This window comes from Micromonospora phaseoli, assembly GCF_900109115.1.
GTDB classification, from domain to species: Bacteria; Actinomycetota; Actinomycetes; order Mycobacteriales; family Micromonosporaceae; genus Micromonospora; species Micromonospora phaseoli.
Genome location: NZ_FNYV01000003.1, coordinates 24973 through 36623 on the forward strand (window position 1 = coordinate 24973; position 11651 = coordinate 36623).

At 71.1% G+C, this 11651-nt stretch carries 12 protein-coding genes; 9 read left to right on the top strand and 3 right to left on the bottom strand.

The window, feature by feature from the left end; translation table 11 throughout:
- Positions 1 to 118: 118 nt before the first annotated feature.
- The 4 genes from BMY89_RS08400 to BMY89_RS08415 are packed head-to-tail and all read left to right on the top strand — an operon-like array spanning position 119 to position 3975.
- Positions 119 to 2572 carry a sensor histidine kinase gene (locus BMY89_RS08400; RefSeq protein WP_092377654.1) on the top strand — a complete coding sequence of 818 codons (2454 nt, stop codon included), beginning with the start codon at positions 119 to 121 and terminating at the stop codon, positions 2570 to 2572.
- A gap of 17 nt (positions 2573 to 2589) precedes the next feature.
- Entirely contained in the window at positions 2590 to 3003 is a 414-nt protein-coding gene (locus BMY89_RS08405) for a roadblock/LC7 domain-containing protein (RefSeq protein WP_092377656.1), read from the top strand.
- An 8-nt stretch (positions 3004 to 3011) separates the two neighbouring features.
- On the top strand, positions 3012 to 3389 hold the full coding sequence (locus BMY89_RS08410; protein ID WP_092377658.1) for a DUF742 domain-containing protein: 378 nt from the start codon (positions 3012 to 3014) through the stop codon (positions 3387 to 3389).
- Entirely contained in the window at positions 3370 to 3975 is a 606-nt protein-coding gene (locus BMY89_RS08415) for a GTP-binding protein (RefSeq protein WP_092377660.1), read from the top strand. Before BMY89_RS08410 ends, BMY89_RS08415 begins: the two co-directional genes overlap by 20 nt.
- 123 nt (positions 3976 to 4098) lie before the next feature.
- On the opposite strand, the gene BMY89_RS30840 is transcribed toward BMY89_RS08415, so the two are convergent.
- Both BMY89_RS30840 and BMY89_RS08425 read right to left on the bottom strand, forming a co-directional pair.
- Complete coding sequence (locus BMY89_RS30840) at positions 4099 to 4533, bottom strand: mycothiol transferase (RefSeq protein ID WP_232521137.1); 435 nt, start codon at positions 4531 to 4533, stop codon at positions 4099 to 4101.
- Between the two features lie 103 nt (positions 4534 to 4636).
- On the bottom strand, positions 4637 to 6205 hold the full coding sequence (locus tag BMY89_RS08425) for a PQQ-dependent sugar dehydrogenase (RefSeq protein ID WP_092377662.1): 1569 nt from the start codon (positions 6203 to 6205) through the stop codon (positions 4637 to 4639).
- A gap of 97 nt (positions 6206 to 6302) precedes the next feature.
- Here BMY89_RS08425 and BMY89_RS08430 point away from each other — a divergent pair, with 97 nt between their 5' ends.
- The 5 genes from BMY89_RS08430 (at position 6303) to BMY89_RS08450 (ending at position 10750) form a co-directional block, all read left to right on the top strand.
- Positions 6303 to 6737, top strand: a complete 435-nt coding sequence (locus BMY89_RS08430; RefSeq protein ID WP_092377664.1) for a nitroreductase/quinone reductase family protein — start codon at positions 6303 to 6305, stop codon at positions 6735 to 6737.
- Between the two features lie 178 nt (positions 6738 to 6915).
- Positions 6916 to 8094, top strand: coding sequence for a sensor histidine kinase (locus BMY89_RS08435; protein ID WP_092377666.1), 1179 nt, complete (start codon positions 6916 to 6918; stop codon positions 8092 to 8094).
- Positions 8084 to 9289, top strand: a complete 1206-nt coding sequence (locus BMY89_RS08440) for a hypothetical protein (RefSeq protein WP_232521138.1) — start codon at positions 8084 to 8086, stop codon at positions 9287 to 9289. The genes BMY89_RS08435 and BMY89_RS08440 overlap by 11 nt, the downstream gene beginning before the upstream one ends.
- Positions 9262 to 9975 carry a response regulator transcription factor gene (locus BMY89_RS08445; protein WP_092377668.1) on the top strand — a complete coding sequence of 238 codons (714 nt, stop codon included), beginning with the start codon at positions 9262 to 9264 and terminating at the stop codon, positions 9973 to 9975. The genes BMY89_RS08440 and BMY89_RS08445 overlap by 28 nt, the downstream gene beginning before the upstream one ends.
- Positions 9976 to 10048: 73 nt before the next feature.
- Complete coding sequence (locus tag BMY89_RS08450) at positions 10049 to 10750, top strand: hypothetical protein (RefSeq protein ID WP_092377670.1); 702 nt, start codon at positions 10049 to 10051, stop codon at positions 10748 to 10750.
- An 81-nt stretch (positions 10751 to 10831) separates the two neighbouring features.
- Here the strand turns inward: BMY89_RS08450 and BMY89_RS08455 are convergent, their stop codons facing one another.
- Complete coding sequence (locus tag BMY89_RS08455; protein ID WP_092377672.1) at positions 10832 to 11581, bottom strand: lysophospholipid acyltransferase family protein; 750 nt, start codon at positions 11579 to 11581, stop codon at positions 10832 to 10834.
- Positions 11582 to 11651: the final 70 nt, after the last annotated feature.

Here is an 11651-nt window from a genome sequence, read left to right on the forward strand (position 1 = left end):
TTACCTGCGACCTTGAGTCGATAGTCAGATAACTGATAGCGTTTCTCGGTCTGTCTAGACCAGCGCTTGCGGCTCATCCGGCCGGCAAGCTCGTCGATGCTCCGCTTGGGACGGTCTGATGCGGTCCTCCAGTGCGAATCTGCGCACTAAGGTTATTGCACTCCTCGTATCGCTTGTTGCGCTCTGGCTGTTCGCAGCTTGGGTCACCTTACGAGACGGCGTGAACCTGCTCGGCGTCCAGGTGATCGACAGTCAGATCGTCTCGCCGAGCGAGCCGTTGCTGCTGGAGCTTCAGGTGGAGCGGCGACTCGCCGTCGCGTACCTCGGCGGGCCGACCACCGAACGGAAGGACGCGCTGGACGCCGCCCGCCAGAGCGTGGACGACAAGGCCACCGATTTCCGGGCCACCGCCCGCAGCTGGCGCGCCCGGCTGGCCGCCGACGCCGACGCCGAACAGCGCGTCGACGAGGCCATCTCCGCACTCGACGGGCTGGCCGCGGTCCGGACCTCCATCGACGACCGGGCCGTCGACCGCGGACGAACCGCCGAGACCTACGCCACGCTCGTCGAAAAGCTGTTCCAGATCTACGACGTCGTCGGCACCCTGGACGACCCCGAAATCGCGCAGGATACGCAGAACCTCATTGAGCTGTACCGCCTCAGGGAACTCATTTCGCAGGAAGATGCCCTGCTCTCTGGTGTTATCGCAGCCGGCCGAATGACTGATGAAGAACAGTTCCGGTTCACCGAGCTGGTTGCCGCTCAGCGATTCCTGGCCGCCCGCACACCGAACAAGATGAACGAATCCGACCGGGCCGATTTCAATCAGGTCATCAATGGGACGGCGTTTAGCAACCTGCGCCAACTCGAAGACCAGGTGGTCACCAACCGCACCGCGACGAAGCCGGTCGTGACCGCGTCCGACTGGGACGCCGTCGCCAACTCCGCCCTGACCCACCTGCAGGAAATGGTGCTCGGCAGCGGCGACAACCTGGTGCAGCGGGCGGTTCCGGTCGCGGTCGGCGTCGTCATCCGGCTGGTCCTGGCCGCCGGTCTGGGCCTGCTGGCGGTCATCGCCTCGATCGTCCTGTCCATCACCACCGCGCGTGCCCTGGTCGCCCAGCTCCAGCGACTCCGTGACGCGGCCCACCGGCTCGCCGACGAGCGGCTTCCCGCGGTGGTCGAACGCCTCCGGCGCGGCGAGAAGGTCGACGTCGCCGCCGAAGCACCGCCCCTGGACTTCGGCATCGACGAGATCGGTCAGGTCGGCCAGGCCTTCAACCGGGTCCAGGAGACCGCCGTCCGCACCGCCGTCGAGCAGGCGGAGCTACGGCGCAGCGTTCGCGACGTGTTCCTGAACCTGTCCAAACGCCAGCAGGCCCTGCTGCACCGCCAGCTGACCCTCCTCGACGGGATGGAGCGCACCGAGCAGGACGCCGACGACCTGGAGAACCTCTTCCGCATCGACCACCTGGCGACCCGGATGCGGCGGAACGCCGAGAACCTCATCGTCCTGTCGGGCTCGGTACCCGGTCGCGCCTGGCGTAAGAACGTGCCGATGGTGGACGTCGCCCGTGGCGCGCTGCAGGAGGTGGAGGACTACACGCGGGTGCGGGTACTGCCGTTCGGGTCGGTGGGACTGGCCGGCCGCGCCGCCGGCGACGTCATCCACCTGCTCGCCGAGCTCATCGAGAACGCCCTGTCCTTCTCTCCCCCGACCACCGACGTCGAGGTCCGGGGACAGTTGGTGGCGAACGGATTCGTCATCGAGATCGAGGACCGGGGCCTCGGCATGAGCGAGGAGGACCTCGCCGCGGCCAACGAGCGCATCGCCACCCCCACCGAGTTCAACCTCGACACCGCCGCCCAGCTCGGGCTGTTCGTGGTCAGCCAGCTTGCCGCGAAACACCAGGTCCGCGTGCAGCTCAAGGCATCGCCCTACGGCGGTACGACTGCCGTGGTGCTGATTCCCAAGAGCCTGGTGACCGACGCCACCACCACCACGACGTCGACCACGGCTGGCGGCAACATGACCACCACCAGCACGGTCACCGCGGGCGGTGGCGTGGGCACCGCAGTGACCCACCCGACGTCGGTCGCGGTGGCAGAGCCGCAGCCCCTGCACCGTCCGACGGTGGAGCTGCCGACCCTCGCTCGACCACCAGCCGATTCCGACGCTCCGCCGCTGCCGCTTCGCCGGGCCGCCGACGAAGCCGCGACCGTGGTGGACGAACCACCTCGCAGCGCCCCGCCAACCGGGATGGACGAGTCGCCGCACAGCGCCCCGCCGCCAGCCCAGCGCACGGCACCCGCCACCGCGCACACCGAGGGTGGACTGCCCATGAGGCGTCGCCAGGCCCACCTCGCGCCACAACTGCGCGACGGGTCGACGGCGGAAGGCCCGGACACCGCCGAGGCCGACAAGGAAAGGTCGCCCGAACACGTTCGCTCCCGGATGAGCTCTTACCAGAGCGGCACCCGTCGCGGACGCGCCGAAGCGCAACGTCTCGGCGACGGAGAAGAGCAGGGCCACGCGGACCACGGACCTTCCGCGACCGAAGCCGATCGGTGAGAAAGAGGAACGGGCAAGTGCAGCAGAACTCTGCGAGCGCCGATCTGACCTGGCTGCTCAACGACCTGGTCGGGCGGGTCAAACAGGCCGAGCATGCCATCGTCCTCAGCGTCGACGGCCTGCTCCTGGCTTCCTCCGCCGGGCTCTCCCGGGACGACGCGGAGCACCTGGCCGCGATGTCGGCGGGGATCCAGAGCCTCGCCAAGGGCGCGGGCAAGCGGTTCGGCGGCGGCAAGGTACGGCAGACCATCATCGAGATGGACTCGTCGTTCCTGTTCGTCTCGGCCGCCGGCAGCGGCGCCTGCCTCGCCGTCCTCGCGGCCGAGGAAGCCGATGTCGGGCTCATCGCCTACGAGATGGCGATGGTCGTGACACGGGCTGGCAAGTTCCTCGCGTCACCATCTCGGTCGATCCAGCCCACCAACATCTAGGGGCCGCCATGACGACGCCCGACACCGACCCCCACTGGGTAGACGAGGCCGCCGGGCCCGTGGTCCGGCCGTACGCCGTGACCGGCGGGCGAGCCAAACCACGAAATGGCCACAACGTCGTCGCACTGCTACTCGCGACCCGGACGGCGCCACCGCAAGAGGCGTGGATGGCACCGGAGCACGCACAGATTGTCGACCTCTGCCAACGCCCGATTGCTCTGGCTGAGGTCGCCGCCAACCTCGGCCTGCCGCTCGGCACGGTACGGGTCCTGCTCGACGGACTGCTCGACCGCGGACTCGTCCGGGTCTCCGAACCCCGCGAGGCCGCCGCCCTTCCCGACAACAGCGTATTCGAGGCGCTCATCAATGGACTACGTGCACTCTGATCGGGAAGACCGCCCGATCCTTCCCACTGCCATCAAGATCCTTGTCGCGGGCGGCTTCGGCGTCGGCAAGACCACCCTCGTCGGAGCCGTCAGCGAGACCAAACCGCTGCGCACCGAGGAACTCCTCACCGAGCAGGGCGTGGGCGTCGACGACCTCTCCGGCGTCGAAGCCAAGTCGACCACCACGGTGGCGATGGACTTCGGGCGGATCACCATCAGCGACGACCTTGTCCTCTACCTGTTCGGTACGCCCGGCCAGGACCGGTTCTGGTTCGTCTGGGACGAACTGGCTCTCGGTGCGCTGGGTGCCGTGGTGCTGGCGGACACCCGGCGACTCGCCGACTGCTTTCCGTCGGTCGACTACTTCGAGAGAGCGGGGCTGCCTTTCATCGTCGCGGTGAACTGCTTCCACGAGGCGAAGCGCTACAGCCTCGACGAGGTGCGACTGGCACTGGATCTTGATCCCGGCATCCCGATCATGCTGTGTGACGCGCGGGAGAAGGAATCGTCCAAGGATGTCCTCATCAGGCTGCTGCAACATGTGATGAAGGGACGCGGGCTGAGCCGCGAACCACAGCCGGTGTAGCGGCCGGGCGACGCCAGCCGGGTACGGCCGGCCGGAGTCGATCCGCCTCCCGTCCAGAGTTGGCACAGAGCGCCCCGTCGGTGGCACGAAATATCAACATCTCCACCGGGGACCGGCCGCAGACTAATGATCGACGGGCGGTACCGGAGCGTGAGCGACGGAGCCGCCGAAACGGGGGTTCGACGGGGGTCTCGCTCGCGCCGGGTAATGCACCGCATCGCACCTCGGCGCAAGGCCCGTCACCAGCGGTTCCCGGCCCGGGCGTAGCCGCCCGGGGCGGGGACCGTGGGCCTCGTACGGTGAGCACTGCCGGTGCCGCAGGCCGCCGGTCGGCACGCCGTCAGCCGGGCAGTCGGTAGTGGCCGGACCGAGGGCGCCAACCGGCTGGCGGATCCTCGCCACCAGGCCGTCGACCGCCTCCCGCAGCAGGTCGGCGTGACCGGTGTGTCGGCCGTACTCCTCGATCAGGTCGCAGACCAGCCGCCGCAGGTTGGCCTGACGGCCGTCGGCCCCACGGGTGTGCACGAGCTGGTCGAGCCCTCCGGCGGCCAGCGCCACGTCGAGCCTCGCGCGGGACCGGCGTCCCGGTCAGCCGGAGGGTGGCGCGGGACGACCGGCTCGTCGAACCCGCGCCACCCGAGGTGGCCACCGCCGGACCGGGTCAGCCCGGCTGGCAGGCGGTGCCGTTGAGTTGGAAGTCGGTCGGACGGTCATTGGTGCCGGAGTAGGTGGCCTGGAAGCCGAAGCTCACCGTGCCGTTGGTCGGCAGGTTGCCGTTCCAGGAGACGTTGCGTGCGGTCACACTCCTCCCCGACTGGGTGATCTGCGCGTTCCACCCGTTGGTGACCTGCTGGTTGCCGCTGAACGACCAGGTCAGGGTCCAGTTGGTCAGGGCTGCCCCGCGGTTGGTGACGCGTACGTCGGCGGTGAACCCGGTGTTCCACTGGTTGGCCGTCCAACCGACCGTGCAGGCAGCCGGCCCGGTCGTGGGCGGCGGCGTGGTCGGTGGCGGGGTGGTCGGTGGCGGCGTGGTGGGTGGCGGCGTGGTGGGTGGTGGCGTGGTGGGTGGTGGCGTGGTGGGTGGTGGCGTGGTCGGGGGCGGCGTCGCACCGTCCCGGGGCGGGAACCGCAGGACCCGGTCGTCGTTGGCCGCCGGGGTGCCCCGGCCGTCGCGGTTGCTGGTGGTGACCCAGAGCCACCCGTCGGGGCCGTACTCGACGGTGCGCAGCCGGCCGTAGCTGCCGATCAGTTCCGCAGTCGGGGTGCCGACTCCCCCGGACCCGTTGAGCGGCACGTTCCACAGTCGGTTGCCGCGTAGGCTCGCCACGAAAAGCCGGTTGCCGGCGATGGCCGCTCCGCTCGGTGATGCCTCGGCGGGAGTCCAGGTGATCAGTGGGTCACGGAAGCGGGGGTCGTTCGCCCGCCCCTCCACTGTGGGCCAGCCGTAATTACCGCCAGCCACGATCAGGTTGATCTCGTCCCAGGTGTTCTGACCGAACTCGGTGGCATATAGTCGGCCCTGGGCGTCCCAGGCCAGTCCCTGCACGTGGCGGTGGCCGAGGCTGTAGACCGGTGACCCGGCGCTCGGGTTGTCCGGCGGGACGGTGCCGTCCGGCCGGATCCGCAGGATCTTGCCGTTTCGGCTCTGCGGATTCTGTGCCGTGGCGGTCTGTCCGGCATCACCGACTCCGACGTAGAGCATCCCGTCCGGACCGAAGGCGATCCGGCCACCGTTGTGGACCGCCGCCCGACTCAGTCCGGTAAGGATCGGCTGCTGGGTCTGCGGCGCGGTGAGTCGGAACCTGGCGATGCGGTTGTCGGACGCGGTGGTGAAGTAGACGTAGATCCAACCGTCCTGGGCGTAGCTGGGCGAGACGGCCAGACCGAGCAGCCCACCCTCGCTGGTCGAGGTCACGCCGGAGATCGTGACGACGGGCTCGGGCTGCTGACCGGGACGGATGCGTACCACCTGGCCGGTGGGGCGTTGGGCGACCAGGGCACTGCCGTCGGGAAGGAAGTCCATCCCCCACGGCACCTGCAGGCCGGTGGCGACGGTCTCGGGTTGGGAGAAGTCGAAGTCGCCGACGGCGAGCAGCCCAGGCAGCGCGTCGGCGGCGGTACCGGGCGGGCGTTCCGCGTTCGGGACCGCACCGGCGAGGCCGCCGACACCGACGCTGCCGGCGAGCAGCCCGGCGGTGAGAGCGGCCCCGACCGCGAGTCGGATCCTCATACCCCCTCCTAAATTAATTGATTTTTGTCAATATAACACGTCGTATTCAGCTTTACCGCGAAGAGCGTGGGTTGCCGACGGCTGCTGAGATCGAGGCATGGTGGAGAACTCGCATGCCAGCGCCGGTCGGTGGGAGCCGGCCTACCGGCCACCCGGATGGTTCGTGACCCGGGTGGCCAACCCATTGGTGCGACGGCTCGGCGCGGCCAGCACGCTCACCGTGACGCGCCGGACCACCGGCACGCCGCAGCGCGTACCGGTGAACATCCTCGAACTGGACGGCGAGCGATACCTGGTCTCGGTGCGCGGCCGCACCGAGTGGGTACGCAACGTCCGGGCCGCCGGCCACTGCACGGTGGACCGACGTGGCCGAAGCGCCCGGTACCGGGCGGTGGAGATCTCCGGCGGGCAGCGCGAGATGGTCCTCGCCGCCTACCGGGAGCGCTGGGGCACCGGGCCGGTACGCCGCCTCCTCGACGAACTACCCGACCCCTGCGACCACCCGACCTTCCGCCTCGACCCCGTCGGGTAGGCCCGACCGGGCTCGTCACGCCACCGCGGGCGGGAGCGGCGAGTAACCGGACCCTGACAGAACGACGGCGCAGCCAACACCCACGGTAATCGCGACCCTCATCACGTGTTATTCTCCGGCGTCGATCTCCGCAGCGCGGACCCGGATCGGGTCGTTTGTCGCAAAGGACGCCTTCCCGATGCCGGCCCCGCCCAGTCCGACCAAGCCACCCGCCCCGTTGGAACGTCCGGGTGCCGGCGCACTGGCATTCATCTTCACCCGGCTGCCGGCACTGCTGCGGCTCTCCTGCGGGCTGGTCTGCGCAGTCGTGGCGCTCGCCGTGCGTACCCCGCCGGTGCGTCCGGGCCTGCTGGTGCCCGCCATCGCGGTGTTGACCGCCTGGTCGATCTGGTACGCACTGCGCGCCTGGAGCCACGGCATCGACGCACCGCTCGTCGCCGGGGACGTGGCGCTGACCAGTGCCGCCTGCCTGGCCATCCCGGTGTTGGTCGCGCCCGAGGTGCTGCCCGGCGAGTCGAGCTGGATCGCCGTGCTGGCGAGCACCACCGTGATCAACACTCAGGCGACGGCTCCGGCCCGCTGGTCCATCCCGGCCGGGCTGCTGGTCACCGTCGCCTACGCGGCGGGCGCGTACACGGCCGGCGACCCCACCGAGGCGAGCGCCCATGCCGCGACCCTGCTGGCACAGACCGCCTGCACGGCGATGATGACCACGGTGATGCGACGACGCATCGCCCGGGCCGACACCGAATTCCTGGCCGACCAGCGGGCCGCCCGGGACGCGCTGGTCGCCCGCACCGCCCGGGAGGCGGAACGGCAGCAGAATCGCGACCTGCACGACACCGTCCTGGCCACGCTGACCATGGTCGGGCAGGGCGCGGTGACCGGCCCCTCCACGGCGCTGCGCGAGCGGTGCGCCGCCGATCTGCGTACCCTCGCCACCCTGGCCGACGCCCGGTCGGTGCCGCACGACGCAACGGCCCGGCTCGACGAACGGCTGCGGCAGGTGTGCGCCCGACTGCCCGGCCTGCCGGTCACCGCAGACCTGCCACCGTGCTCCGTGCCGGCACCGGTCGCGGAGGCGGTCGCGGAGAGCACCCACGCCGCACTGTCCAACGTGGCGCGGCACGCCCCCGGCGCCCGGAGCACCCTGCGGCTGCGACGCTTCGCCGGCAGCGTGACCGTCGAGGTGACCGACGACGGTCCCGGCTTCGACCCTGCGACGGTCCCCGCACATCGGTACGGCCTGCGCGAGTCGGTAGGCGGCCGGATGGCTGCGATCGGCGGTCGGGTCGACATCGACACCGCGCCCGGCCACGGGACCCGGATCCGGCTGGAGTGGTCGGATGTCGGCTGAACCGCACACCACCCTCCTCCCGCAGTCGGCGCGGTCGTACCCGAAACCGGATGCCCGGACCACGGAGGCGACCGACGAGGTCGACGCGGCTCGGGCGGCGGCAGCGGTGGCGCGCACCTCCGACCGGGGGGCCCGGGTCGTCGCGGTGACCATCGCGCTGGTCTGGCACCTCGTGATCGGGCTGCCGGCGGTGCTGGCCGCCCGATCGGCGCTGGCGGTGCCCCACGTGGTGCTCGGCGGCTGGCTGCTGGTGGCCGGGCTCGGGGTGGCCGCCGGGATCCGGTTGCTGCGCGACAAGCCGCTGCCGGCACCGCCGCTGGTCGGCGTCCTGCTCCTGGTCGACGTGGTGGTCTTCGCCGCGGTCGGTCGAGGGCAGCTGTTCAGCCCCGCCAACTGGGTCTGGGGGACGCTCGCCTGGTTCTTCCTGGTGGTGCTCTGGGGACGGCCGGTGCGGTGGCTGCTCGCGTTGCTGGCCGCCCACGCGGCCACCGCGCTGACGGCCGTCGCGTTGTACGGCGCGACCGGCGCCGCCGACCTGGCCCGGTCCACGATGGCCCTGTACGGCACCTCGTCGCTGCCGGTGGCGGTCTTCGCCGGCGCGGCGGTACTCGCCACGCTGTCCCGGGCCCGGGCCGCCACGGCAGCGACCACGAACGCGATGGTGGCCGAGCGGGAGGCCGCCGAGCGTACCCGGCACGACCGGCGGGAACGGCTGGCGTTCGTCAGCCAGGCCGCCAGCGAGCTGCTGACCGAACTGGCGCAGGGGGAGGCCGATCCGACCGACCCGCAGGTGCAGCGCCGCTGCGTACGCGCCGCGACCCGGCTGCGCCGCCTGATCGCCGAGTCCGACGACGTGCCCCATCCACTCCTGCACGAGCTGCGCGCCGCAGCCGACCTGGCCGAACGCAACGGACTCCCCATCGACCTGGTCACAATTGGTACGCCGCCATCGCTGCCGGTGCCGATCCGCCGCAGTCTGGCCGATCCGCTCACCGCCGTCCTCGCGGACGCGCGCGACTGGGCCCGACTGACCGTCGTCTCCGGACCGGACGAGGTGGTGGTCAGCCTCGTCACACCCGACCGGGCCGGCCCCGACCCCGCCGGGCATCCGCCGGTGGACAGCGGCGGGCAGGTCGAGCACCTATACGAACGGGACGGGATGATCAGATGGACGCAGACGCGGTGGCACCGGTGACGCCGGGGCGGCCGGTCGGGGTGGCGATCGTGGACGACCATCCGGTGGTCATCGACGGGGTGCGCGCCTGGCTGGCCACCGAGCCGCGGCTGACGGTGCTGGCCACCGGCGACGATCCCGACGAGGTGTTGCGGGCCGCGCCGGAGGCCGATGTCATCCTGCTCGACCTGCGGTTGCACGGCCGGTTGGTGCTGGACAAGCTCGCCGAGCTGAGCGCCGCCGGCCGGCGCGTGGTGGTCTACTCCGAGCACTCCGACCCACAGACGATGCTGGCCGCGCTGGACGCCGGGGCGGTGGCCTTCCTCGCCAAGCACGAGGGGCGGGAGCACTGCGTGGCGACCGTGCTGGACGCGTCGAGCGATCGGCCCTACGTCGCGCCGGCACTGGCCGGGGCGATGGTGGGCGATCCACGACCGGACCGACCGGTCCTGTCCGACAAGGAACGCGAGGCGCTGCTGCTGTGGTTCCAGTCGATGTCGAAGGCGTCGGTGGCCCGGCGGATGCGGATCAGCGAGCACACCGTCAAGCAGTACGTCGACCGGGCCAGGATCAAGTACACCCGGGCCGGCAGGCCGGCGGCCACGAAGTCGGCGCTGCTGGCCCGGGCGATCGAGGACGGACTCGTCCGACCGGAGGAAATCGGCATCTACCGGTCGCACGCGTCGGCCGATCGGCCGACCCCCTAACGGGCGTCATGACAGCAAGGGGCGGGCTGAGCGAGGCTCGTCCGCAGATGCCGTCTGCACCGGAGGTCTGACGATGCACGATGATGCGTCCCCGTTCTTCATCTCCCCGCATCGCTTCGACGCGGTCGACGACGACGCCGGCCCGGTGCTGGACCGCCGGCACGAGCTGGTGCCGGAGGGCGGCGAGCGGGTGCTCGGCCGCTACCGGGTGGACGTCGCGGGTCACCTGCTGAGTCCGAGCGAGACCAGGCGGGCGTGGGCGCTGCCCGCACCGGTCACGGTCACCGTCACCGACCACCGGGTGACGTACGTCGGCCCGGGTAGCCAGCTCGCCCTCGTCGGCGCCGGGAACCGCCGAGGTTCCCGGATGCCGGGCCTGGTCAGCGGGCAGATCCGTTGGCAGTGGCCGTCCCGCCTGGAGGTGCGGGCAGCCACCGAGAGCCGCCCGGCCCGGCTGCTGGTGGTCTGTGACGCGCTGCGTACCATCCAGCAGCCGGCCCTCGCCCTGATCGGTCCGGCCGCCCAGATCGACGACCTCGCCCGGCAGGTCCGTCACGCGGTGGCCACGTTCCGCCTGGTCCGGCCCGAGCTGGTCGATCTGTCGCCGCCGGAGCGGGACGCGTTGGCCCGGCTGGCCCGGGTCGCGCCGCTGGCCGGCGCGGCGCGGGTGCTGCTACCCGGCTCGCTGCCCATCGAGTTCCACTCCCGGGACGACTACTACCGGCCGCGGCACTCCGACCCGCTGCCGTACGGCGCGGTGTCCGGGCAGCAGTAGGCCGCCGATCCGGCTACGCCGTCAGCTCGACAGGCCAGCTCCTCCCGCAGGGCAGACGGCCGTGCCGGAGCGCGGACGCGGTCAGGAGGTCGGCGTGCGGCGGTCGGCGGCTTCCAGCGCGAGGGCCTGCTCGGGGGTTGGTGCGCTGCCGCCGAGATGCGCCGGCAGCCACCACCGGTCGTCCGGCCCCGACGGCTGGTCCGGGTACTCCCGCTGGGCGCGGTCGACCAGTGCGTGCAGCCGCGTGCGCAGCTCGCCGTTCATCGCGTTGGCGTCCGGGTACCCGGCCGGGTCCATCGGCTCGCCGACCAGGATGGTGATCGGGGTGTGCCGGCGGGTGAGCGTGCGCGGGCGGCCCTTCATCCACAACCGCTGGGTGCCCCAGAGCGCGACCGGCAGCACCGGCACCTGCGCCTCGAAGGCCATCCGGGTGGCTCCGCTCTTGAGTTCCTTGACGGTCAAGGACCGGCTGACCGTCGCCTCCGGAAAGACGCCGACCGCCTCACCGGCCCGCAGCGCGCGCACTGCGGCCGCGTACGAGTCGGCGCCCGCCCGCCGGTCCACCGGGATGTGCCGCATACCGCGCATCAGCGGCCCCGACACGCGGTGCCGGAATACCGCGTCCTTGGCCATGAACCGGACGAGTCGCCGGGATTCCAGCGCGCCCAGCCCGCAGAAGATGAAGTCCAGGTAGCTGACGTGGTTGCTGGCCAGGACCGCTCCGCCGGCACGGGGCACGTGGTGCGCCCCCTCCACGGTCAGCTTCAGGTCGAGGACCCGGAACATCGTCTTGGCGGCGGCGATAACGGGTGGGTACACGAGTTCCGGCATTCGTGAACTTTACCCTGAGTAGGTTACGCATCGGTAGGGATGGTGCACCGCCTGGCCGAGCCGCTGTTCA

Excerpts from the sequence above, each read along its gene's own strand:
- BMY89_RS08445 (WP_092377668.1), top strand. The coding sequence starts at position 9,262 with ATGGACGCAGACGCGGTGGCACCGGTGACGCCGGGGCGGCCGGTCGGG.
- BMY89_RS08435 (WP_092377666.1), top strand. The coding sequence starts at position 6,916 with ATGCCGGCCCCGCCCAGTCCGACCAAGCCACCCGCCCCGTTGGAACGT.
- BMY89_RS08425 (WP_092377662.1), bottom strand. The coding sequence starts at position 6,205 with ATGAGGATCCGACTCGCGGTCGGGGCCGCTCTCACCGCCGGGCTGCTC.
- BMY89_RS08450 (WP_092377670.1), top strand. The coding sequence starts at position 10,049 with ATGCACGATGATGCGTCCCCGTTCTTCATCTCCCCGCATCGCTTCGAC.
- BMY89_RS08430 (WP_092377664.1), top strand. The coding sequence starts at position 6,303 with ATGGTGGAGAACTCGCATGCCAGCGCCGGTCGGTGGGAGCCGGCCTAC.
- BMY89_RS08455 (WP_092377672.1), bottom strand. The coding sequence starts at position 11,581 with ATGCCGGAACTCGTGTACCCACCCGTTATCGCCGCCGCCAAGACGATG.
- BMY89_RS08410 (WP_092377658.1), top strand. The coding sequence starts at position 3,012 with ATGACGACGCCCGACACCGACCCCCACTGGGTAGACGAGGCCGCCGGG.
- BMY89_RS08440 (WP_232521138.1), top strand. The coding sequence starts at position 8,084 with ATGTCGGCTGAACCGCACACCACCCTCCTCCCGCAGTCGGCGCGGTCG.
- BMY89_RS08415 (WP_092377660.1), top strand. The coding sequence starts at position 3,370 with ATGGACTACGTGCACTCTGATCGGGAAGACCGCCCGATCCTTCCCACT.
- BMY89_RS08400 (WP_092377654.1), top strand. The coding sequence starts at position 119 with ATGCGGTCCTCCAGTGCGAATCTGCGCACTAAGGTTATTGCACTCCTC.